Annotated in this window: 15 protein-coding genes and 4 pseudogenes; 10 read left to right on the forward strand and 9 right to left on the reverse strand. The window is 40.7% G+C overall.

Annotated elements, in window-relative coordinates; all coding sequences use genetic code 11:
• Window positions 1–82 precede the first annotated feature (82 nt).
• Window positions 83–979 (reverse strand): annotated as a pseudogene (locus tag EGC80_RS01180) (PhoX family protein); the annotation flags it as partial.
• Between the two features lie 68 nt (window positions 980–1,047).
• On the opposite strand from EGC80_RS01180, the gene EGC80_RS01185 reads away from it, so the two are divergent.
• Window positions 1,048–1,932 (forward strand): IS1595 family transposase, encoded by an 885-nt coding sequence (locus tag EGC80_RS01185; RefSeq protein WP_124693443.1) that lies wholly within the window; start codon window positions 1,048–1,050, stop codon window positions 1,930–1,932.
• Window positions 1,933–1,946: 14 nt separating this feature from the next.
• Here EGC80_RS01185 and EGC80_RS01190 read toward each other — a convergent pair.
• Together EGC80_RS01190 and EGC80_RS01195 are read right to left on the reverse strand one after the other, a co-directional pair.
• A pseudogene (locus tag EGC80_RS01190) lies at window positions 1,947–3,134 on the reverse strand (PhoX family protein); the annotation flags it as partial.
• 248 nt (window positions 3,135–3,382) lie between these two features.
• Entirely contained in the window at window positions 3,383–4,657 is a 1,275-nt protein-coding gene (locus EGC80_RS01195; protein WP_101032848.1) for a DEAD/DEAH box helicase, read from the reverse strand.
• Window positions 4,658–4,934: 277 nt separating this feature from the next.
• Between EGC80_RS01195 and EGC80_RS01200 the strand changes: the two genes are divergently transcribed.
• Window positions 4,935–5,117: a hypothetical protein gene (locus EGC80_RS01200; protein WP_124014212.1), complete on the forward strand. Its 183-nt coding sequence runs from the start codon at window positions 4,935–4,937 to the stop codon at window positions 5,115–5,117.
• 11 nt (window positions 5,118–5,128) lie between these two features.
• On the opposite strand, the gene EGC80_RS01205 is transcribed toward EGC80_RS01200, so the two are convergent.
• The gene (locus tag EGC80_RS01205; protein ID WP_157822216.1) at window positions 5,129–5,614 is read right to left on the reverse strand and encodes a GNAT family N-acetyltransferase; all 486 of its coding nucleotides are present in this window, start codon (window positions 5,612–5,614) and stop codon (window positions 5,129–5,131) included.
• 316 nt (window positions 5,615–5,930) lie between these two features.
• Here EGC80_RS01205 and EGC80_RS01210 point away from each other — a divergent pair, with 316 nt between their 5' ends.
• Entirely contained in the window at window positions 5,931–6,371 is a 441-nt protein-coding gene (locus EGC80_RS01210) for a DUF3429 domain-containing protein (RefSeq protein ID WP_101032851.1), read from the forward strand.
• A gap of 82 nt (window positions 6,372–6,453) precedes the next feature.
• Here the strand turns inward: EGC80_RS01210 and EGC80_RS01215 are convergent, their stop codons facing one another.
• Window positions 6,454–9,501 (reverse strand): transglycosylase domain-containing protein, encoded by a 3,048-nt coding sequence (locus EGC80_RS01215; protein WP_124014211.1) that lies wholly within the window; start codon window positions 9,499–9,501, stop codon window positions 6,454–6,456.
• 215 nt (window positions 9,502–9,716) lie between these two features.
• Here EGC80_RS01215 and EGC80_RS01220 point away from each other — a divergent pair, with 215 nt between their 5' ends.
• The 4 genes from EGC80_RS01220 (at window position 9,717) to EGC80_RS01235 (ending at window position 14,613) form a co-directional block, all read left to right on the forward strand.
• Window positions 9,717–10,622: a DUF72 domain-containing protein gene (locus tag EGC80_RS01220; RefSeq protein ID WP_407695560.1), complete on the forward strand. Its 906-nt coding sequence runs from the start codon at window positions 9,717–9,719 to the stop codon at window positions 10,620–10,622.
• 149 nt (window positions 10,623–10,771) lie between these two features.
• Window positions 10,772–11,653, forward strand: coding sequence for a 23S rRNA pseudouridine(2604) synthase RluF (gene rluF / locus EGC80_RS01225; RefSeq protein WP_124014209.1), 882 nt, complete (start codon window positions 10,772–10,774; stop codon window positions 11,651–11,653).
• Window positions 11,654–12,018: 365 nt separating this feature from the next.
• Complete coding sequence (locus tag EGC80_RS01230; RefSeq protein ID WP_124014208.1) at window positions 12,019–12,642, forward strand: response regulator transcription factor; 624 nt, start codon at window positions 12,019–12,021, stop codon at window positions 12,640–12,642.
• Window positions 12,643–12,795: 153 nt separating this feature from the next.
• Window positions 12,796–14,613 (forward strand): hypothetical protein, encoded by a 1,818-nt coding sequence (locus tag EGC80_RS01235; RefSeq protein ID WP_124014207.1) that lies wholly within the window; start codon window positions 12,796–12,798, stop codon window positions 14,611–14,613.
• Between the two features lie 201 nt (window positions 14,614–14,814).
• Here EGC80_RS01235 and EGC80_RS01240 read toward each other — a convergent pair whose 3' ends face one another.
• The 3 genes and pseudogenes from EGC80_RS01240 to EGC80_RS01250 form a co-directional block, all read right to left on the reverse strand.
• Window positions 14,815–15,408, reverse strand: a complete 594-nt coding sequence (locus EGC80_RS01240; RefSeq protein ID WP_124014206.1) for a hypothetical protein — start codon at window positions 15,406–15,408, stop codon at window positions 14,815–14,817.
• A gap of 387 nt (window positions 15,409–15,795) precedes the next feature.
• Window positions 15,796–16,858: pseudogene (locus EGC80_RS22605) on the reverse strand (transposase).
• A gap of 177 nt (window positions 16,859–17,035) precedes the next feature.
• Window positions 17,036–17,551, reverse strand: coding sequence for a hypothetical protein (locus EGC80_RS01250; protein ID WP_124014205.1), 516 nt, complete (start codon window positions 17,549–17,551; stop codon window positions 17,036–17,038).
• 456 nt (window positions 17,552–18,007) lie between these two features.
• Here EGC80_RS01250 and EGC80_RS01255 point away from each other — a divergent pair.
• Both EGC80_RS01255 and EGC80_RS22320 read left to right on the forward strand, forming a co-directional pair.
• Window positions 18,008–18,922, forward strand: a pseudogene (locus tag EGC80_RS01255) (IS5 family transposase).
• 58 nt (window positions 18,923–18,980) lie between these two features.
• Window positions 18,981–19,124 carry an OmpA family protein gene (locus tag EGC80_RS22320; protein WP_164839394.1) on the forward strand — a complete coding sequence of 48 codons (144 nt, stop codon included), beginning with the start codon at window positions 18,981–18,983 and terminating at the stop codon, window positions 19,122–19,124.
• Window positions 19,125–19,333: 209 nt separating this feature from the next.
• Here EGC80_RS22320 and EGC80_RS01260 read toward each other — a convergent pair whose 3' ends face one another.
• Complete coding sequence (locus EGC80_RS01260) at window positions 19,334–19,777, reverse strand: DUF2057 family protein (RefSeq protein WP_164839406.1); 444 nt, start codon at window positions 19,775–19,777, stop codon at window positions 19,334–19,336.
• Window positions 19,778–20,364: 587 nt separating this feature from the next.
• On the opposite strand from EGC80_RS01260, the gene EGC80_RS01265 reads away from it, so the two are divergent.
• Window positions 20,365–23,799 (forward strand): EAL domain-containing protein, encoded by a 3,435-nt coding sequence (locus EGC80_RS01265; protein ID WP_124014203.1) that lies wholly within the window; start codon window positions 20,365–20,367, stop codon window positions 23,797–23,799.
• Window positions 23,800–23,813: the final 14 nt, after the last annotated feature.

Raw genomic sequence — 23,813 nt, forward strand, 5'->3', positions numbered from 1 at the left:
TTTTATCCTAGTTTACATATGGGCAATTTACATCAGCGAACGTTAGATTGTCGCTAAGTAACCGCCCATTTATGGCTGCGGATTATATACCCACTTCACCACCATCATTTTTACGGATCATCACAGTTGCGGCACGTGGACGCACCAAAGTGCCAGCTGGTGTGGCTTGGTCAGCTTTATCAGAATATGGCCAGTTGCCAGGATGCTGAATATTAGCAAATACTGTGGTGTAGTCTGGCGTAATCGCAAAACCGGTGACTTCACAACCATTAGGGCCAACAAAGAAACGCTTAAGCTGGGTTTGGTTTTCAGCCGTTACCACTTGTTGGTTACCATCGGCATCAAGCATGGCCGAAGGTACAATCGCCAACATTTGATCGTTGGTTGCTTCAGTAACTTCAGAGGCACCGTTATCGGTTTGTACCCACAAAATACCCCGTTGATCGAACGCTACACCGTCTGGACTAGCAAACTGGTTTAAGTCCGTTAAGCCAGATAAATTTGTTTCGGCATCACCATCAGTAGGTGAACCAAAGACAAAGATATCCCAGCTAAACTCAGTAGCCGAATCACCTTCATCCCAACGAATGACATGACCAAAGCTATTGTTTAAACGGGGATTGGCAACGTTAGTGCTGTCGGTACGCTTGGTATTGTTGGTCAACGTTAAGTAAACAGTGCCGGTAAACGGATCAACCGTTGTCCACTCTGGACGGTCCATCGGTGTCGCACCGACTAAATCCGCCGCGCCAGCAGTATTTAAGATAATCGCCGCTTGCGAATCAAAAGTACCAGCAAGGGTGCTACCGTCTGTCGTCACGCCATCTAATGTTAGCGGTAGCCACTCTCCGATACCGTCTTCAGTAAACTTAGCCACATATAAGGTCCCGGCATTCATGTACTTATCGCCTACCGTTAAGCGATTTGTGCTATTGGCATCGACGGGATCCCATGCTGCGTCAGAGACATATTTATACATGCCTATGCATCTGAGTCAGTTTTGGCCTATTCTTATAGTATAAATCAAGACTAGAAGTGAGATTTGCTATGAAAATGCCTGAAACGAGTTTTTTTGAATGGCAACGTCAATTCAGCGCTGAAATTGATTGCTTAAATCACATTAAGAAAATGAGATGGCCTAATGGTTTTGTTTGCCCTAGATGCTCTTGTGAGCATGCCTATGAGCTTACAACCCGCAATGTATATGAATGCAGTCAATGTCATAAACAAACATCGGTCACAGCAGACACATTATTCCACGGTAGCCGTATTCCTATCACTAAGTGGTTTTGGGCAATCTACTTTTTAGGCTCAGATAAAGGCAGTATTTCAGCATTAAGATTGAGCAAGCACATTGAAGTTAATTGGCGAACGGCACGTTTGATATTAAGTAAGCTGAGAACGGCTATGGGCCATAGAGACAGCTTATATAGACTGTCAGGCGTTATTGAAATTGATGATGCGTTAGTGGGTGGCAGAAGGAAGGGCAAGCGTGGACGTGGAGCAGAAGGTAAAACACCTGTTTTAGTTGCCGTTGAAAGCAAAGGAAAAAGAGCTGGATTTATTGCTATGCAGGCTGTGAATAGCGTTTGCCATGATAGTGTTGAAAAGTTCGTTGCCAAACACTTAACGAGACAGCAAAAAGTGCATACAGACGGCTTACCTGCGTTGAACATTATAGATAAGACTCAACAACATGAAGCGAGGGTTACCCCCAGTGAGCTTGTTGATGAATGGCTGCCTTGGGTTCATATTGCCATTGGTAACTTAAAGGCATTTTTACTTGGGACATTTCATGGTGTTTCAGGAAAGTACCTACAAGAATACCTGAGCGAGTTCTGTTATCGGTTCAATCGTAGACAAATGGAAAGAGAAATACCTAACAGATTGTTAAATTTGGCAATAATTCACACGCCAATACATTCTTACTGAGCCAACTGCATAGGCATGTATTTATATAAATATTCAAAACGTGAATCATGGCCTGAGTAGAATGAAATGGGTTTGCCTTCTTCAAGCTTACCAAAGGCACAACCTTCATGGCGGAAGCGACCTAATGCAGTACGCTTAGTCGCGCGAGAGTTTGGATTGTATGGGTCAATTTCAACAATATAACCGTGGCCATTAGCTTCGTTACGGTAATCGTTCGCCGCGCTTGAGCCTGTTGGCGTGACATCAAAACGAGCAAACTCGTCTAAACGTTCGTCGTCATCACCGGCTAAATGGTTCCAGCCATAACGAGTATCAGAGGTAGAAATACCAATTCGAGTTTGTTGCTCGGTTAACGCGCCTTTATTAACAAAATATCCTGGCCAGTTTTCCTCACAGGTTAGATAAGTGCCCCAAGGCGTATAACCATTACCACAGTTATTTAAGGTACCGCGCGCTTGACTGCCGTCGGGAGAATAACGCGTTTCAAGGTATGAACTGTACGCTAACGGACCGGCGATATCCATCACGGTTGCGCCGGTGAAACGGCGGTTATGGCTGTCGTTTTCGACCACTTGCCATAGGTTGTTGACTAATTTAATCCGTACAACTGAAATACCATGGGCATTGATTTCTTTGCGGATTTCATCAATAACGCTGCGCTTACCATCAGCATCAAACGTTGGGCCGCTTGGGTGCAATGCATCTTGGTCGATGTATTCATGGTTGATACACAATAAACCGTCATCTGCCGCATCATTCAGCGGGAAGAAATGCATACCATCATGGTGCATCCCGACAGAGTTTGCTTGGTCTATAGCGGTATTGCTGCCATCGGCTTTCCATGCTGCCGCTTTTGAATTTAATGGTGTTCCCCAAGGCGCTAGCACATAAGCTGAATATCCTGCAGGAACCACCACAGCATCGGTTTTAGACCCTGCAATAGACTCAAAGCCTAATACCGCAGAACTCTGAATTGGTGCAACTGGCGCTGTAGCGGCACTAGGCGTTGTCGGGGTTTGCGCTGCGGTGTCGTTATCAGAACCACAAGCACTCAATCCGAATCCGCCAAACGCAGTCATCGCACTAAGGCCTAGACCACGCTTAACAAAATTACGACGAGATAGATGATTATCCATCACTTCATTGAAAGGAGTATTTTTGCTGTTGTTAAAACGAGTTGGATCAAATGTCGCCTTGCTCATAAATTGTCCTTAGCTATGCTCTGAAAAAAAACGGATCAAATATTAGGTATAATTATTTGTTAATTAACATAAGCGTCTAATGTGACAACAAGGTACAAACTGGATGACAAAAATGTGGCAATAAAAAGACAATCAGGATACCGCAGCATCTGATGACATCAATATACACACTCTAATTCTAATACTGGCGACTAACGACTAACGACAGATGACTAAATACGAATATTAACGACTCATAAAAATAGATTTTAGCGTTTTTTAGCGCCAGTAGATGATGCCGCTAGGGCTTTTTTACGTGCTTGTTGTTTTAATGCAGATTTAGTTGTTTTACGGGTAACCGGAGCGATCAAATTAAGGTCTGGCTCAAATCCGCCCAGCCATTGCTGCGGTAAACGGCGGTCTAAAAAGGCTTCGAGTTTAGTCAGTAACGGCTCGTCATCAACACTTAATAAGGTAATAGCTTGGCCTTGCTTACCCGCTCGGCCCGTTCGGCCGATCCGGTGTACATAGTCTTCAACTTGAAACGGTAATTCCATATTAACGACAAAATTTAACTCGTTAATGTCTAACCCTCTTGCAGCCACATCGGTGGCAACTAACGCGGTCACATCACCCGCTTTAAAAGCAGCCAACACTTGTTCGCGCACGGCTTGAGTCAGATCAGCATGAAACGGTTCTGCAGCTACGCCAGCTTGCTTCATTTGCTTAACCAATGCGTCTGCGCCTTGTTTAGTACGGCAAAATATCAAGCTTTGTTGCCAGCTTTCTTGGGCAATTAAATGACACAGCATGGCGCACTTTCGGTTGGCATCGACATTAAATACCCGCTCGACAATATGGCTAGCGGTGGTATTACGTTGTGCCACTTCAATCACTTGCGGCGAGCGCAATAAACGGCGACTAAAGCTGAGCATACGATCATCTAAGGTGGCTGAAAATAATAGGGTTTGCCGTGTACTTGGCAAGCGCTTGAGTACCTCGACAATTTCATCTTTAAAGCCCATGTCCAGCATGCGATCCGCTTCATCAAATACCAAATGGGTTAACTGCGACAACGACAATGCGCGCTTACGTAATAAGTCCAATAAACGCCCTGGTGTTGCTACAAGAATATCGGTGCCTGCGGCTAATTGTTGTACCTGAGCCCCAATACTCACCCCGCCATAAACCATCACACAGCCAATATCACTGCCTTTGGCGTATTGCTCGATACTCAACTGTACCTGTTGGGCCAATTCGCGCGTGGGCACCAACACTAAACAGCTAATTACCGCTTTGGCGCTGGGTGTTTCTGCACCGCTATGGGGATCAATAGATACATTACGTCGACTCAATATATTGTGCAGTATTGGTAACGCAAAGGCAGCCGTTTTACCGGTACCTGTTTGCGCTCCCGCCATCACATCTTTACCGCTTAAAATGACCGGAATAGCGCGTAATTGGATAGGGGTCGGTTGCTGATAATTGAGCTCAGCTAAGCGATTAACCAAAAAGGTATCTAATGATAACGCGGCAAAAGACATACAAACTCCAAACATGTGGATGGCCTGTTTACCACACTCATCCAGGTCAAAACAAAGGCTCTACGCTTTACTTGCCAGCATTCTCGTCAATAAAAGTGGCGCTTAAATGTGATGTTGAGCACATCTCAAGTACGTTAGGCTTATGGCGAAAGATAATACTTGACTAAAAAAGTAGGAATTATACAATTAAATACATGCAAATAATAAGCATGTTTAGCTTTCGTCATAAGCTTTCACCACGAAATTCCACCAAGTGACTCTATTACGAGGTATTACCATGAGTTTTTCAATTAGCGGTATTTTCAAGCCAGCCAAGCAAACTGAACCTGTTAGCAATGTGGCACCTAAAGCCGATGACACGAATGCAACAGAAACCAAAGCGCCTCAAACTGAAAACACTGCCAAAAAAGAAGGTAATGGTGGCAGTTGTTGTGGTGGATGTGGCGGCAGCAATCATTAGTCCACTAAATGTTAAACGTTACCACGTCTGAATAAACGTAAATTGTCTTTACTGATGAGTTGCGAATACTGCGCTGTAACGTCGAAAAAGCCATTGGCATACGCTACTGCTACTGAGCCTTGGTTCTGTTTATCGATATAAGCAAAAACAGGGCTCGAAATAAATTCCTTTAAAAACATTTCCACTGCTTTGGTGGCAATGCCCTTGCCCCAATGTTCACGTCCAATCCAATACCCCACTAAACGCATTTGCGGGTCGGTCTTTGCGGCTGAGTCGGTATTAATCCACGATACGACATTACCCACTAAAACATCATCTATCCAAATCCCTTGTGCTATAGCCTTTTCATTAGCCAATACTTTTTGCTGCCAATGCAGGTTAAAAGCTTTACGTTTACGCGCCGGAAAATCTGCCATTTTATTAGCAATAGGGTCGTGTTCAAATTCAAACAATATATCTAAATCCGCTTCAGTAATGGGATGAAGAGAAATATTCATTTCAGGTTCGCCTTTTCTATGTTGTGTCACCAAGATCATTTATATTATATATAACCTCAAATCTGTATAAGAGATGAGATCAATCGTTAAAAAAACGGGTTTATTTCAAGTCTTCAATCTCAAACTTGCCATGTGTTTTGCTAACATAGCGTATTGACGCATCAATAGCAGGCCTATTGTAAGCCGATACACCTTAGATCGCGAAACAAAGGGCTGTTTAATAAACAATTATTATCCAGTATTGAGGTTATTACTCTCATTTATCGACACGCTTGACGATGAATTATCGTATCAAGATGCATTAAAGGATGACAGGATGAAAAGCATTAAAACGTGGCAATGGTTAGGCTTTGCTGGCCTTTTACCTTTTATTATTCTCAGTGTGTTGGCGTTCAATCATAGTCTATTAGCACCCGAACATACTATATTGGGATTTGTGAGCTACAGTGCCATTATTTTAAGTTTTGTTGCCGGTTCACTTTGGGGCAAAGCGGTAATCTTAACCTTAGATGACAATATCGCTAAGTTACTTATTATTAGTAATATTATCGCACTCGCAAGCTGGATTGCACTGTTAACTCCGTTTGTATTATCCGCGCTTATTCTGCTCGCTAGTGGTCATCTGTATTTATTATATGTTGAATTTAAAGCCAAACAATTATCAACCACCAACGGCTATCTCACATTACGCACAATATTAACCTCTGTCGCCGTAACATGCCATGTGGTTGTCATGCTCAGTCTGTTAGGCGTTTAGCAAAAGATTAAATCGAATAACAAGCCTATGCAGCTAAGCATGAGCTTTTTATTTGTCACACAAAATAGCTCAACTCAAAAACTTATAAGCCAGTTTGACACTGCTCTTGCTGGTTTATCATCGGTGATAAAATAGGCATCATGCCTTTAAGCACTTGTAATGGCAGTGCTGAAGTAAAGCTAAAGTCGTCAGCTTTCTCCCCTGGCACAAACGCCGTTAGGGTACCAAAATGATGATCGCCTAAATAGAACACAAACGTCGCAGTGCGGTTAATGGCCGTTGAAGACACTTTGCGGCCATTACGAATTTCAGTCGCTATGCGGTTATCACCCGTACCGGTTTTGCCGCCCATAACCACAGGTTGGCCGTTGTTATCCAACAAGCTACCTTTGAGCCTTCTGGCAGTACCATTTTCAACCACATTTGCCAGCGCCCGCTTTAACGCGCGGGCCACTTCTTGATGCATTACGCGGGTGATCATTTGCTTGTCGTTGACTAGCGTCACTTCGTAAGGCGTGTCTTTAGCAAACTGTAATTCATCAATTCTGACCGTTGGGTAACGATAACCATCATTTTGAATAATGCCCATTAGCTCAGCCAGCGCCGCAGGTCTATCACCCGAGCTACCTAATGCAGACCCCAATGACGGTACCATGTATTCAAACGGATAACCCATTCTTACCCAACGTTGGTGAATGCTTAAAAAGGCCTCGACCTCTAACATCACTTGAATACGCACATCGCGTGCATTTTGATGGCGGGTTCGAAATAACCAACGATACACTTCTTGTAATTGCGGTTGCGCGTCTTCTAACACTTGGCTCAGGCCGGTTTCTGGGTAGTCATTTAAATAGCGCAATACCCACAGTTCTAACGGATGCACCCGAGCAATATAACCTTGATCCGCAAGGTTGAATTTATCTTCACCGTATTTGTTGTACAGCAGATTAATTTGTTTCTCGCTAAAGTCTTTTGCGGGTAAGCGTTTGACTAAAAAGGCCTTTAACTCTTGGACGCCATCGTAGGGTTTTAAATAGCGATAAACAGCCGTTAACTTATGATCTTGTTGTTGAATCCCGTCAAACAACACCTCAAGGCGTTGCTCTGGGGCCAGCTGACGATATTTGCGATAAAAACGTTTTACAAACGAACTGCCTTCACGTTTAGCAAACGCTTTGAGGTATTCTTCACGACGAGGATCTTTGTCGTTACGCAATAACTGCGACACACTGCCTTCGCTGTTATAACTACTGCTGTAATTAACAATGTCTTGCATTAGCCGCACAAATGGCAAGTTTATTGACTCTTGTAATGCCTGATATAACGTTGGTACGCGACTGTTTTCTTTGCTATTAAAATTATTAAATACATGTAAACCACCACCAGTGAAAAAACGCTCATTTGGTGAGGCCGAATACTCACGCAGTAAGGCTGCATCCAACATCCGGGTTAAATTGCGATCTCGAGTCGTCATCAAATAATCGACGACCCAACGCGTAATGTGGTCTTTACGTTCCACATCCACTTGGCGCAAATCAGCCACCGTCATGGCCGAAAAACGCTGTTGTAACTCGGCAATAATGTCTAAATATGTGGCTAACACCCGTAATTTAGCCGTTGAACCTAGCTCCAATTTACTGCCTTCATTGATATCAAACGGCTGATCAATACTGTCGGTTTGAATGCGAACGCGGTTGGCACTGTCGGTACTCTCGTACAACGTAAAACTGTACAGTACTTTATCTAACTGTTGCACGGACAGTAAACGCTCACCCAGCAATCCAATACGCTCAGCGGTTGGCTCAGAGGCTAAGCTGCGTAAGTAATCGCTAACTTGTTGCTGTATATCACCATGGAACGTGCTGTTAATCGCTAAGTCGTAGCGATTTAAATCATACAAACTTAACCCCAGCATCCCAGCAGTACGAATTCGTACCGCATTAATACCTTTATTGTTAGATACGTTAGTGGTTGCTAACTTACTGGTATTAAATTGCAATGTTTGCTCAAGTGCCGACACCATTAGTTGCGTTTCAATCAGACCATCACTGCCCAATAAACGTAAATAACTGTCTACTAACGATTCTAAATTGTCATGGCCTTGAAGTAAGTAATACGACGGCCGACGCTGGGCTATCATTAATGCCACGACTTGACGAAACACCTTGCCGCGCTGTGCCGCATTTTGTTGAGTATGATGGCTCAATAATAATTGATTAGCCTGATTAAAATCAGTTTTGAACCACGCCCATAAACCATCACCAATACCATGGACTTCACCAAAACCGGGAGCTGATGATAATGGTACTGTGTTGAGATAATCTTGTACGATGCGTTGACGAGCGCCAATGGTGCTTTCACCTTGCTGATACACTCGCACTATTGCGGAACCAATTTGCAATAGCTTATCTTTGATACTCAAGGTTAGACCATGATTAGAATGTCTAAATTTTTCAATTTGAGTCGCTAAAGTACTGCCTCCCGCTTTAGACATATCAGCCCCGAAACTGCCAGCAACTTGGCTCGCGCCAGCCAGCACAAACCGAGGCCAGTCAACCACAGGATTATAGTTAGCTTCTGGACTCAACATTTCGCGGTTTTCAATAAACAATAGTGTGTTAATGACTTGATAGGGGATCTTATCTTGGTGTTGATAAACACGTTTAGGATATGAGAAATCGAATACCGTCATGTCACGGCAATCTTTTATCGATAAGCCTGATTGTGCTTTTTCATGATACGGCGGGAAAAAACCCATGTTGGTATAATCCATCAACATCGGTGAAAACGCCACTTGCTGAGTAATTTGATAATTACGCTCAATTAAGCGGGCTATTTTCTGCGGTAATTGGCTATAACCATGGCGATCATCAAACGGGCCATATTTAGGGTAAATTACCGCATTACTGCGATAATCACGTAATGTATAGGTTAATTTGGTGGCATATTGATGCAAAAAATAAGATTGATAATACGATGTCCGCACCTCAAATTCGACGAGATAAGCCGTTGCTAACAATAATACTATGAATAACCAACCCGCTTTACTGCGACGAACCGGAGTCGGTTTGGCGGAAGATGTATTAGGTCGAAAATTATCAAACTGACTGTCAGGATGTGGACTAGACACAAACTCTCCATGTAACGCATAAAATCACAATAATGCACCATTATACTTTTGGTTGAGATGTTCAACACATAGCGGATCTAATTTGTGATAATTTTATCAGATGGATAAAGCCATTAGATATAGACAAAATAACTAAATACTGTTTTTTTAAGCCTTTATTGCCACAATATCGGTGTTTTTATATAAAAGCCCTTACCGCTAATTTAAGGATTATTTTGGATAGCTGCACTTCAACTCCCACAACCTATCCACCATTACGATTAGGTTTAGCCATGTGGTCACAAAATCAATGGCAAAAAACAATATACGGCAATAGCCAAGCGCATCGTCTTGCGCGCTATGCACAAATATTTAATACCGTAGAAGGTAATACCACCTTTTACGCCACTCCGTCATTACAAAATGTCCAAAATTGGCATGCCGCAACCCATGACGGTTTTAAATTTACCTTTAAACTGCCCAAACATATCACCCACGAATTACGGTTACAAAATGCAGGCCCAGCCTTACAACAATTTTTTAGGGTAATGGACCCCCTTATGAGCCGAACAGGGATGTGGAAAATTCAACTTCCCGCCAGCTTTGGACCACAGTCTTTGCCACAATTAGCGCAATTTTTAACACAAGTACCCCAAGGGTTAACCTATGGGGTAGAAGTGCGTAATAGCGCCTTTTTTGCCAAAGGAGAAGCCGAACAAGCATTAAACCGTTTATTGATAAGCCATCAATGCAATCGTATTATTATGGACTCGCGCCCAGTATTCGCCGCCCCACCAACGACCTCTGCTGTGATCGATGCTCATCAAAAAAAAACCAATGTGCCGGTGCATGCAATCGCAACGGCCAGCAATCCAGTAGTACGCTTTATTGGTCATCCGCAAGCAGAGGCCAACGTGCACTTTTTCCAAAACTGGCTTAAACAGTTACCTTTATGGATCGCGCAACACAAGCAACCCTATTTGTTTATCCACACCCCAGACAATCACGATGCGCCGCAATTAGCCGTCGATTTGTACCGTTTACTTCAACAAGAACTGCAACACAGCTCATCGCCACTCACTGATATCAATTTGCTACCTCAACATCAGCACACGACAACGCAACTGGGCTTTGATTTGTAAGACTCATTTTTATAACATAGGCCAGAATTCAGATGATAACCTCTGCAGGGGATAATAAACTGTTAGCTCTTTGTGCTGCTATTTTATGATATTATCAGCGCCGATCAGGTCTGCCCTCGCAGCGCGTTTATGTTGATAAAGGAACCACAATGAGTGAATCTGCAACCCGTCTAAATAAATACATTAGTGAGAGTGGCGTTTGCTCACGTCGTGAAGCAGACCGCTACATTGAACAAGGTAATGTTTTTATCAATGGCAAACGAGCCAAAATTGGTGACGCCGTCGAATTAGGCGATAAAGTCAAAGTTAATGGTCATGATATCGCCCCTCGTGATGAAGCAGATTTAATCTTTATCGTGCTAAATAAACCTGTTGGTATAGTCAGTACTACCGAAAGCACCGAACGCGATAATATTGTCGATTTTGTTAACCACAGTGAACGAGTATTTCCAATAGGTCGCTTAGACAAAGATTCACAAGGATTAATATTTCTCACTAGCAATGGTGACTTGGTCAATAAAATCCTTCGCGCAGGTAACAATCACGACAAAGAATATGTGGTCACGGTTAATAAACCTATCACTGAAGCATTTTTACAAGGCATGCGAGCAGGCGTTCCCATGCTGGGTGTCACCACTAAAAAGTGCAACGTTGAACAAGTCTCAACGTTTGTATTTAAAATCATTTTAGTTCAAGGGCTTAATCGTCAGATCCGCCGCATGTGTGAACATTTTAACGTTGAAGTCACCAAGCTTGAACGTCAGTCAATTATGAATGTGTCACTTAAAGGGCTGCCTGTAGGAGAGTGGCGCGATTTAGACGAACAAGAACTCAGCACCTTAATGAAATTGATTGAACACTCATCTTCGGAAGTCAAAAATACCCCCAAAAAAGCCAAGAAAAAGCCCAACCAAAGCTTACGAGATAAAATTGAAGGTCCAGAACACTTTATGCAAGGTAGAGGGGCAAAGCCTAAAAAGCCAACCGCAAATAAAGGTAAAGTGAGCCATTCAAGAAAACCGAAACGCTAAGCTCAAGCATATGCAGTAACAACCACAACATCCTTAATATCGGCTTTAAGATATAAGATATGGTGTACACCGAAAAACAGTCACTTTACCGTATGCAATAGGTTTAAAGTCTGTAGGCTTGTATTTTGAGTGCTATAAAAATGAACAAATACTGTGTAAAGATTAACAAAAACATATTCCTATATAGTTTACTAAAAAAATAACATTGAATAAAATTCACACAAAATTCTTTTCTATTTATATATTGCGTGTTAGGGTCCGCATAGATTTTCTACAATATTAGCTAAAGCATATAAACGAAATATTGTCGTGAAAACAAAAAATGACAGCAACAGGATGCTGGGTTTTTAAACAAGGAATGTGACATGTTCAGCAATAATATTTTAATCGTAGATTTCCCTGATCACCTTTATGGGCAATTTCGGCACTTCGCGAATTTGATTGAATTTAATCTAATTTCAACCAATGCCAACAACGCATTATCAACAAAATCAAATGCCGAAAATGGCACTACCATTATGGTTCATTATCTTGAGAATCCATTACAAGATATTGGTTGCTTATCTGCCGAATTATTTAAAAGCGACTTGCATATCGCATTCTGTCCTGCGCTGAATGTGGAATTAGAAGTCATCTTTATTTCATCGGGATTTCATGGTGCTATTAGTGTCGATGACGCTATCGCTCAGCAAATACAAAGCATCAAAAAAGTACATGATGGCGACATTAGTTTTCACCCAAAAGCGGTATCCAAATACATTTTACAAAGAAAGCGTATTCCATCTTCAGGTAATCGCGCCAAAATACTCGCGGTGACCACCAAAAAAGAACAGCAAGTCTTGTCCCTCATATTGCATGGATTAACCAACGAAGAAATAGCCAAAGAGCTTAGTATCTCAGTTAATACCGTAAAAATGCATGTCCAAAATATTTATAAAAAGACCAAGATTAAAAATCGTGGTCAATTATTTGCTTTCGCTGCCAGCTGAACATTCCCCCAATAATATTATTCGACTAAATACCGAAAACAGACTCGGCAATCTATTGATGACTTAATACATTGCTTTGTATGAATCAATTTTATGTTTCAAATACACTCTATAAGAGCAAAAAAGCTCTACCCATAATGTAAGGACACATTAATGCATCATAAAAGCTTATTAGCCATGTTAATTTCTGCCGCAATGTTAGTGGGTTGCGGTTCATCTGACGACGATTCTAGTACTGACATTACTCAACCTGATTCTGGCACACCAACAACGCCTGTATCAGAATACAATCACCAGGTTACCGGTTTGGCGGTATATCAAGGTGCATTATTTGGTGCGACTGTTTGCGCCGATTTAAACAAAAACCTAGCTTGTGATACCGATGAACCCTATTCCATTACGGATAATGAAGGTAACTACCAAGTTGATTGGAACAGCGAAATTGAAACACCCGATTATTATTTAGTGGCGAACTGGGAAGCAGCAAAAGCAACTCAAGCAATTCGAGCACGCTCTTTAGCGCTTAACATTAAAAACTCAACCACCCGATCTGCGCCAAAATCTATCGTTAGTGATGCAGGGAAAGGCACATTAATCGCTAGCCCACAATACAATGGGGCGATTAACAACCTGACTCATATTAAACTCTCTCGTGTGATGGAGATGAAGAGTCAAAATCTGTCTGACAGCGAAATTAACCAGTTATCTACTCAATTAGATGGTTTGCTGGCAACCCTATATCAGTTAGACACAGCAACCTTATATGCTGTGTCTGCTGAAGCCTCAGCAACAGCCAGTTTTATTCGTCTTGAATATGCTATTGCGTATTTACAACAAGTGATCGCGACCCAAATACCAAACTTAATTGCTGCTGAAATAATTATTAATGCTATTTATGCTGAGCTTTGGCAAATATTAAGTGATAGTGGCCTTTCTGCAGAAGAATTTTTCTCAACTGACGTATTTACTTTAGCAGCCAACATACTGTTTAGTGACGCCGCTATAGCTTTAGGATTTACTGAATTACCGATTGATTCACGTATTTTGTCACAAAATGATTGGGATATTGTGCTTGGTAACATAATTAATGAAAACGGCTTTACAAATACCTTATCGCTTACCTTATCTTCTGATGTGAATGCTTTTTCAATACAAAATGCTGATAATACAAAAGCTCTTAACTGGGTATATAGGCAACCTAATCTGGAGTTTGCTTTTGAGGTTACGTTAAGAGAGGATGAGGAAGATGATACTCAAACTGAATGCTGGAACAAAACTGATAAGCGCTGGTATACCGAAGACAATGGACCAGTAATTGAACCTACCATTACAGGTAACACTTTTAATACGGTATATGCTGGAGCGAATGTGCCTATTACCATCGATATAGATAAAATTACTGGCGCAAATAATAGTGAATATTGGCAATCGGTTTTAAATATGTCCCCAGAAATCTTAAAGTTAGACACATTAACTTGGCCTGACACTTTATATCGATTAAACATAACTCAAACAGCCGACGTTATGTGTCGTGTCGTTGATGACTATCAAACTTATGAGCTATCAAGCTTTGTGACTGAAGAAACGTTCTCTACTACTATGATTGCGGAAATCTTATTTGATTTTTATTTCCCAGACAATATTAGCATAGATGAAGAAAATCAAACTATTGCACTGCTTGACGATGATGGCAGTATTGAACAACGTTTTCAAATGACTAAAAGCAATAGTCCGAGTGATCAGTTATTAATTGAAGTGGCTGAAATCGTCGAAGGCTCTGCACAACAATATGTGTATCCAGACTACTTTGTACTTGATAACCAACAACTGATTGAAGTTGAACTCAATAAAGCAATGCAAACATCTACAGCAAATAATGTATCGGTAACGTTTGATAACAACACAGGGTTTACCCAAACCTTGTATCAACACCTTTACGACCAAGTCAAGCCATTGATTTTTGGTCAATAAAGGCCGCTACTGATAGAAATAAAAACCCCCATAGCGTTGGTTTATGGGGGTTTATTCATTCAGCAGCGAAATATTATCTAGCTTTAATCATATTGCCTTGTTTATCTTTAAAATTGCCAACAGCAATAATGATAAAAGCGATATGTGATCAAACGCTAAAAAAACATACAACCATTAAAAAATAGATCTACACGCCGAGCTTTACTGCTCGTCATCCTCTTCCGCTTGCATACGTTCTACATCTTCTTTGGTATAGCCCATGGCTTCGGTTACATAACATATCTTCACCAACTGGAACATTTGCACAAAAGAGCTAACCCGTCCTGCATGCATTTGTACATTTAATAACGCCATGGTGGCACCTGCATTATCGCCGGGGGATACTGTAGCGCTCAATTCAGATAACGACTGGTTATTAGCAGAGACCTCATCAATCAAGCTGTTATATTCTGTGACGTTTTCTGGCGTATAACAGGTAGATGTTTCAGGTAATTGCGATAAAAACTGCTCATACTCTTTTACAAACAGCCTAGCTTGCACCAACGTCTGCTCACCGAGTGCTTGTAATTCTTGCACCTTGCCACTTTGGAATACAGCCGACGCATTGCCAGAATCCATGAGCTGATTAAACTCTTGCATCAAGACTAGCTGCTTATCGGATAGCACTTTTGCATCTTGTGCTATGGGTTTGGTTTTAGCTTCAAATGCATCAATAGCAACTTGGTTACTAGCCAATGCAGCAAAACTCATTGTAGTAAACGCCACCATCAAGCTGACTTTTCTCATCATATTCATCGATAACATCCTGTTAGTTGGGTTTTAAATAAGTGCTTTAAATAGATCCATTGTCTTGCGATTCAGATATGGCATTTACCAGCTGTGAATGGCATAGCTGTATTTAGTGGGAATTTTATAGGCTAATGATTCAGTGCCATGCCAAGTGATCAAATAAGTAAATTTAGCAACAACAATGCCACCCATTTTTATAATGAAATAACTTACTGCCTTTTCACTTGAATTACGATAGCCTTTATGACTATAAAAAAAACCAAATACATCCTTTTAAACAGTAAATAAGTTTTTAAGCTTGATAATTAGCTTATAGGCCGAAATCGAGACAACACTAGCTGATTGATATCAACCAAAGTGTCAAAAACATTATAGTTTTCTCGATATTAAGCCTTAAGCACACAACCAACGCTGGCAGTTTGCTGCGCCTTGGCGTCGTTTTCGCTCTAGATGCTCACAATATTCAGTTAAGGCAGGTAACGCCCCTACCGCGCCTTTGAATAATAACCCAAACTCTGTAGTTATTTTTAGCCAGTTCTCGGCAGGTATGTTTAGTCTATTAAGAATAGCTTGGCTGCTTGAACTAATTGCACCCCGTTTATCTTCTCGAATAATTCGGTCGGTATCTTCCACCAGCACAATATAGTCTTTTACGCTGAACATTAAACCATTAGGCATGTTTACACGCTCATTACCTATAAAAGGCAATAACTCTGCTGGTTGTTCACCTTTTATCGCTGAGTGTATTCGGCGTTGAATGCTGGTGTAGTCTGAGGTTTCTGGTGTGGTGGCCATTTTGGCTCTAATAGGGTTTAAATTAACATAAGCCATACAACTCAGAACGGCTGCTTCGTCGAGTAACGCTTGGGATTTAAACCGCCCTTCCCACAAATTCATCGAAAATGAATTTGAACAGCTTTAGCTGGCTCGAAGGGTGAGTGCCATGGATGGCAGCGAATAGAATCTGCCTGTGCACTTATCTTCTTTATTGGCCATTCGAGCAATCGGCTCACTCAAGGAGCGCATTAACCAACTGATATCAACCAAGCGTTGTCGATATTGGGTAATGCAATCATTCACTGTTTTAAACTCAAATTCGTTTAGGTCTTCACCTTTTACAAACTTGTGTGTCAGTAAGGTGCCTTTAAAGCCTTTGTGCCACTGCACCAACACGTCTTTATCTGACCAGTGTTTCACTTTATCTGCATCAACCTTAATCACGACATGTAAGTTATTGCTCCCTGCTTTTTAACAAGAATGCATAAGCACAAATATCAATAGCAAAGATGTCAGCGAGCTCAAGAATACGAGTATCAACCCACTCACGCCGATGTTCAAGGTTCTCACCTGTTAAATTATTAATCCCTCAAAGAAAAGTCAGACGTACTAAACGGGAACAGCAGTGATAGTAAGGCGTATCTTCTAAGCTAACGATAGCTTGTCTTGGTCTAGCCATCTTCAATTACCATTTTTAGAAAACATAATTAAAGTCTAGTTGAGTGTTTAATATTCATTCAAGTGGAATGATTGGCCATATTTAATGCTTACTTAGATATTCGTATTAACGAAAAATTTAATCATAAAAAACCAGTAATAAATACTGGTCTTTTAATTGAATAATTAAAAAATTTAATTATTGTAATTCAATGGTCACGACATTTGTCACACCTTTATCTAGTTTGATCATACCGCTGGTATAAAACTTACCATCCTTTTTAGCTTGAGACTTTAAATAATAGTCACCGCTATTAATAATAATGGCTTCAGCATAATGAGATGTAACTGGATTCTCATTTAACCAACCATTACTATCTTGTGCATATAAATAGGTTTGATTCTCCATAGCTGCACCACTATCTTGATGGAACGCAACAAATCGCACCATTGTCATACCTTTAGGATTTTTCTCGTGTTCAATCGAACGAATAGCACCATATTCTTGAGATAGCCTTGTGTTTTCAGTAATGTAAAATGACTCAGACTTATTCGAATACTGTTGCGTAGGATGTTTGTAAACAGAGCCATTATTAATTGCTGTATCCTTGCCAATACCCGTAATGCCTGATACTGAATCGCTAATCATACGTATATCATTACTTTTACATCCAACTAAACTTAACACTAAAGCGCAAAATAATATTTTTTTCATCTCTAAAGTCCCTTAATTTAATTTTCCCATTACTTTCAGATGCGGTTCTTATAATTTATGTATACATATATTTGCATCAAAGTTTATATACTCTTATTTAAGCAGTAAATTATCAACTGAAATAATATTAGTCAACATTCTTAGAGAGTAATCAATAAACTAGACACAACAACACACCCTAAATAACTATTAATTACAAAAATAACATCACAAGTGATGCAATAAATCGATATCTAACATTTACGCCTAAATTAACTCGTAAAGTAACTGAGTAATACTTATATTCGTTATAAATCAGAAAAAATATTGAAGGTCTTGGGCAATACACCTGTCCCAAGCTGCTTGGGTCACAGGTGATTCATCACTGGTTTTATCAGGCGTTATTGCCTAAAGAAGTGAACTTTTCAGGCTCGTTACGATCAGCTCCTCTGAACACATCACAGGAATCGATATCAGATGGGCAAATCCAAGCACTGCATCACCAACTGGCCTGAATATAACAAAGCCTTGGTCAACAGAGGCTGACTCACTTTCTGGATAGATGAACAAGCGATAAAACAGTGGTGCAGCACCGAGCATCATGGCGGCCGAGGACGAGGTTTTCAGTATCGCGATACCGCTATCTAATGAGCTAATGCTCAAAGGTCTGTTTAATCTGCCTTTGCGGGCGCTAGAAAGTTTCATCAACTCATTGTTTTATCTAATTAATGTGCCTTTATCTTCTCCAGGTTACAGCTGTATTAGCAAGCGGGCTCAGACAGTCGATATCAAGTATCGAAACCCTTGCCGTGGGCCGATTACCCACTTGGTTGTTGATGCCATAGGGCTAAAAGTTTACGGCGAAGGTGAATGGAAGATGCGCAAGCATGGCAAGGAGAAACGCCGTACTTGGCGTAAGTTGCATATTGCCATAGGTACGCGGACCCACGAGGTTATTGCTGCAGAAGTGAGTATGGTCAATGTCGCAGATAATGAAGTATTACCGACTTTTGAAATCCACTCAGGCGTAAGATAGCGCAAGTGTCTGCTTATGGTGACTACGATACAAAAGACTGCCATAAGCTGCTTAAGCGAAAGGGCTGTAAGCCCACCATTCCGCCGAGAAAAAATGTGGCTTACTGGGAGGACGGCCATCCTAGAAATGAAGCAGTTAAGGCGTTGAAGAATGATGCGTTAAAGCAATGGAAGAAAGATAATTATTACCACCAACGCTCACTCTCAGAAACGGGCATGTACCGTTATATGCAGCTCAACAATGCTAAGTTGAGCCTACGAAATGATAACGCTCAAGTGGGTGAGGTTTTAGCAGGGGTGAAGGTCATGAACAAAGTCATAGGACTCGGTATGCCTGTTCGTCAGGCGGTGAATTAGTATCGGAAAACGAGCTGGGGATTGGCTTGCCCAAGACTGATTTGATCAACAAGGTCGTTTGATTAAGCAATTTGCTATTAATCCACAACAAGTTGAAGCAAAAGGGGTTGGTGAATATTCACCTATCGCTAATAACTTTGATGACGCAGGCCAAAAGCAGAATCGACGAGTTGAGTTGGTGATTCGTTCGGACAATAAATAGCCTCAATTCAGGATAATTAACAGTGATAAAACTGAATAAGCAGTCATAAAAAAGTAGCCTTGACGGTAATGCCGTTTAGTTAACAAAAAACTATTGGCTAATCTATCTAATACAGCCGGCTAAATCCGAGTGAATTTAACACACTCGGATTTTTTATGGACATTGCTATTGTGCTCGACATTATCAATGATTGGGAATCATTATAAAATTTATTTTAATACCAATTTAGTTAATAACTGCAACTGAGTCATTAATGCGACATCTTTATGATGTTGACCATTGATACTTAATGTCACTTGCGGATTGTCTAAAAACTCACGGGCGTCTTCCTCACTATAAATAACAGGTGTTGCGAGCTCATAACGCTGATTATCATCCACATTTAATGTTAAGTATAAGGGTTCAGAACGAACCCAACCCCCTGAATCATCAGCATTGTCTTGAAAAATATCTCGATAGTTAATTTCAACCAATTGTTGTCCATGGTTAAGCCCAATGGTATGTTCAAAACTCACGTTTTTACCGTTAATAGTTTCGACTATTATGGAATCCGGTACAGTAATACTAGACGCTTGAGCTGACGCGCCGAATAATAATGCTAAGCCGATTGTGATAGAGCTGAGTAGCGTTTTAGCAGAAAATGAAGTCGTCATAGTCATATTCATCCATATTTCATACTTAACGATTAAGTATGTTGGTCATAATTTAATAGACCTCGAAATATGCCAATAACTTTCAATTTTTTATATTAAAAATACCTTAACAAAAATGAGTGCCTGTCATTAATGGTTATCTTATTGTATTAATAATGGTTTATTACTCAGATTAATACAGAGATAATATTACGTAGACAAAATGAATCAACCGCAATGATAATACCAGGCGATTGACAGCTCCTTATCAACAGAGCCAAATTCAAATAACATACGAGTCTTTCAATAACGTGTTATTTATCCACAGCATAGATTTTTCCTTTACCAAAGGCTACTGCCGATGAAACCAGATCTTCATATTGCAGATCTAATCCGAATATGAAGAATGAGTTGAAAACCCACCGTTTAATGACTTGACTTTACTAGGGGCTTGATAAAATAATCTGATCTAAATCCGACCATGACCAGTGTTTGGCATACTCGGCCACAATATTATTAACATAATGATAAAAATAGACTAATTTTTTATTATTACCCAACTTGAGCTACAGTTAAGCAAGGCAACGCCCTTATTATGTGGAGAAAAAATGGATAGTTTTTTCAGTTTGATGAGCAACGCCGTATTGTTACTGGCTCTTGTGGTCATTTATGACGTCATTACCTTACAAAGGCTAACGCCCGATAAATATAAAAATGTCTTGAGTGGCATTTTTATCGGGATGATTGCGATCAGTGTAATGAATAATCCTTGGGAGCTTAGGCCTGGGATTGTTTTTGATGCTCGCTGGATATTATTAAGCTTGAGCGGTTTATTTTTCGGTTTTATTCCGACATTAATTGCCACTATCCTCGCGGCTTGCTTTCGTATTTATCAGGGCGGAGCAGGTTTATACGTTGGCACATTGGTTATTTTCATCAGTTCTGCCATTGGTTTAGGCTGGCGATACTGGATGCAACATTCAAACAAACAACCCAATTGGCAAAACCTATTGGTTATGGGGATTGTGGTCGAGCTTGCCGTTTTATCGAGTTGGTTATTAATGCCTATAGCAGATAAATACGACATCATGCTTACCATTGGTCCTACATTACTCACCGTTTACACTTGTGGCACTATGCTACTTGGATTACTGCTTAAAAAACATCAACAAAGGCAACAATTAGCACAAGAATCACATCATAATAAATCGCTCCTCGAAGCCGAAAAAAACCTGTTACAAAGCATTATTGATGGTATTCCCGATATTATTTTTTATAAATCAACCGATGGCATTTATTTGGGCTGTAACAAGGCTTTTTCTAATCTGTTGCAACTCAAATCAGAGCAAATAAAATATCATAACGATTATGACTTATTTGATTGCCAACAGGCGGATAAATTTATCAAAGCGGATCAGTTTGTGTTGCAAGAAAATCAGTCGTGGATGGATGAAGAATGGATCACGACACCAGATGGAGTTGAGCATATATTTAGAACCCAAAAAACACCTTTTACTCATTTATCCGGCAAAATTCAGGGCATTGTTGGCGTAGGCCGAGATCTGGCCGCTCAAAAGCATATCGAAAAACAATTACGTCGCAGTGAAATCACTTATCGCAACATTATAACGACTGCCCAAGATGGTTTTGTCATTGTGTCGGTCGATGGCAGGATAATCGAATCAAATCAGAGTTTCGCCAATATGACGGGGTATACTCTAGATGAATTACTCGATAAGCCTATTAATCAAATTGAAACCAGTGAAAAACATCAGTTTTCAAGCCAAAATATCCTTACAGCAAAGCAAACTAAAACCATCAATTATACTTCGCTGCACAAACATAAGCTGGGGCACTTGTTTCATGTTGACGTGAATATCAGCTTTTGGGATGGTGATGACAGTATGTTTTTCTGCTTTGTTAAAGATATTTCAGAGCGAATTAATGCAGAGCAAAAGCTGCTAAACAGTGAATCTAAATTCAGACAAATCTTCGAAAAAATCCCCTCGATTTCGGTGCAGGGTTATGATAAAAACCGTTCGGTTATTTTTTGGAACCAAGCCAGTGAAAGCCTTTATGGCTATTCAAAAGAGCAAGCATTAGGTCAACAACTCGAAAATCTAATTATTCCATTACCTTATAAGAACCACGTAATTAACAACATCAATGCATGGATTAATGATGGTATCCCCATTCCCGCTGGAGAGTTACTCCTTAGACGTGCAGATGGTAGTAGTGTCGCGGTTTATTCATCCCATACGTTAATCAATAACACAGACAACGAAGTGGAAATGTACTGCATCGACATTGATTTAAGCGCTCAAAAAAAGGCTGAGGAACGAGCCCTCACGCTGTCACAAGCAATAGAACAAAGCCCTATCTCAATGATATTAACCAGTATCGACAGCAAAATTGAATATGTTAATAGTGCATTTGAAAAAATTTCTGGCTACACCGCAAGTGAAGTCATTGGCCAACCAGCTAGCATGTTAAAGTCGGGGTTAACCCCTAAATCACTTTATAAAGAATTATGGGATTCGATTTCTCAAGGACATGCGTGGCAGGGTGAACTGCAAAATAAAAAGAAAAACGGTGAGATTTTCTGGGAACATGCTCATATCGCACCCATTTTTGACAATGCGGGCATCACCAAACACTATTTGGCACTAAAACAAGATGTAACGTATTACAAACAGCAAGAAGAAAAAATCCTCCATCAAGCTCATTACGATAGCTTAACAGGCTTGCCAAATAGACTGCTCTCCCTTGATAGATTGTCGCAAATGCTCAAAGACGCTTATCGTGCAAAAAACAGTGTGGCAGTACTGTTTTTAGATTTAGACGATTTTAAAAAGGTTAATGACACCTTGGGCCACTCTGTTGGTGATGAACTGTTAATTAAAGCGGCTGCAAGGTTAAAACACACCATTAGAGACAATGATGTAGTGGGTCGGTTAGGAGGTGATGAATTTATCATTATACTGAGCAACATCAATAATCCCGCTGACGTTGAGATCATTGCCACTAAACTGCTCAAGAAATTTCACATTCCTTTTAGACTCGAAAGCCGTGAGTTAGTGTCAACTATCAGTATTGGTATTGCACTTTACCCGCTAGACAGTGAAGACCCTAAAGAATTACTAAGACAGGCAGATTCTGCCATGTATTATTCAAAAGACCGCGGCAGAAATACCTATAACTTCTATACCCATCAAATGAACCACGATATGAATCGACGCCTTAGGGTTGAAGAGCAATTACGAAGTGCATTGAAGCGCAAAGAGCTCGAGGTTTATTTTCAACCCTTTGTAGACATTAGAAGTCGTAAAATCATTGGCGCAGAAGCGCTGCTTAGATGGAATAGTGATTTACTTGGCCAAGTCACTCCTGATGAATTTATTCCTATCGCAGAACAAACGGGATTGATTGTCTCTATCGGCCAATTTGTTATCGAGAACGCATTTACTGCAGCCAAAAAATGGCAGCTCGAATTTAATCCTCATTTTAAAATAGCCATTAACGTTTCTCCCAAACAATTCCGAGAAAATACCTTTGTTGATATGCTTAAAATTCAGCTAGATATACACCAAATTAATGCTACTTCTGTAGAACTTGAAATCACCGAAGGGGTACTACTCAGTGGCGATCCTATTATAGACAGTAACTTAAGCTGGATTAACGATATTGGTGTCAGTATCTCGATGGACGATTTTGGTACCGGATATTCGTCACTCAGTTATCTGCGCAGTTACCCTTTTAATACCTTGAAAGTAGATAAGAGCTTTATTCACGATATAACGGTTGATCCGGGCGATCTGGAACTGGTCGGCGCGGCGATAGCAATGGGACATGGGCTCAATTTAACGGTCGTTGCAGAGGGTGTTGAAACAGAAGAGCAGTATCATCTGCTCAATGCACTGAAATGTGATTACGGCCAAGGTTACTTATTTAGTAAGCCATTACCTCGAGCTGCATTTGAAGAGCTGTTAAAGACACAGGCAAAAAATAAAAGACCGAATAAGAAGCCCTTATTAAGGCGCTGATCAAAATGCCTATC

Source organism: Shewanella psychromarinicola, from assembly GCF_003855155.1.
Lineage (GTDB): Bacteria > Pseudomonadota > Gammaproteobacteria > Enterobacterales > Shewanellaceae > Shewanella > Shewanella psychromarinicola.

Coding starts and splice junctions, on each gene's coding strand:
- EGC80_RS01185 (WP_124693443.1), top strand. CDS start 1,048: ATGAAAATGCCTGAAACGAGTTTTTTTGAATGGCAACGTCAATTCAGC.
- EGC80_RS01195 (WP_101032848.1), bottom strand. CDS start 4,657: ATGTCTTTTGCCGCGTTATCATTAGATACCTTTTTGGTTAATCGCTTA.
- EGC80_RS01200 (WP_124014212.1), top strand. CDS start 4,935: ATGAGTTTTTCAATTAGCGGTATTTTCAAGCCAGCCAAGCAAACTGAA.
- EGC80_RS01205 (WP_157822216.1), bottom strand. CDS start 5,614: ATGAATATTTCTCTTCATCCCATTACTGAAGCGGATTTAGATATATTG.
- EGC80_RS01210 (WP_101032851.1), top strand. CDS start 5,931: ATGAAAAGCATTAAAACGTGGCAATGGTTAGGCTTTGCTGGCCTTTTA.
- rluF (WP_124014209.1), top strand. CDS start 10,772: ATGAGTGAATCTGCAACCCGTCTAAATAAATACATTAGTGAGAGTGGC.
- EGC80_RS01230 (WP_124014208.1), top strand. CDS start 12,019: ATGTTCAGCAATAATATTTTAATCGTAGATTTCCCTGATCACCTTTAT.
- EGC80_RS01235 (WP_124014207.1), top strand. CDS start 12,796: ATGCATCATAAAAGCTTATTAGCCATGTTAATTTCTGCCGCAATGTTA.
- EGC80_RS01240 (WP_124014206.1), bottom strand. CDS start 15,408: ATGAATATGATGAGAAAAGTCAGCTTGATGGTGGCGTTTACTACAATG.
- EGC80_RS01250 (WP_124014205.1), bottom strand. CDS start 17,551: ATGAAAAAAATATTATTTTGCGCTTTAGTGTTAAGTTTAGTTGGATGT.
- EGC80_RS01260 (WP_164839406.1), bottom strand. CDS start 19,777: ATGACGACTTCATTTTCTGCTAAAACGCTACTCAGCTCTATCACAATC.
- EGC80_RS01265 (WP_124014203.1), top strand. CDS start 20,365: ATGGATAGTTTTTTCAGTTTGATGAGCAACGCCGTATTGTTACTGGCT.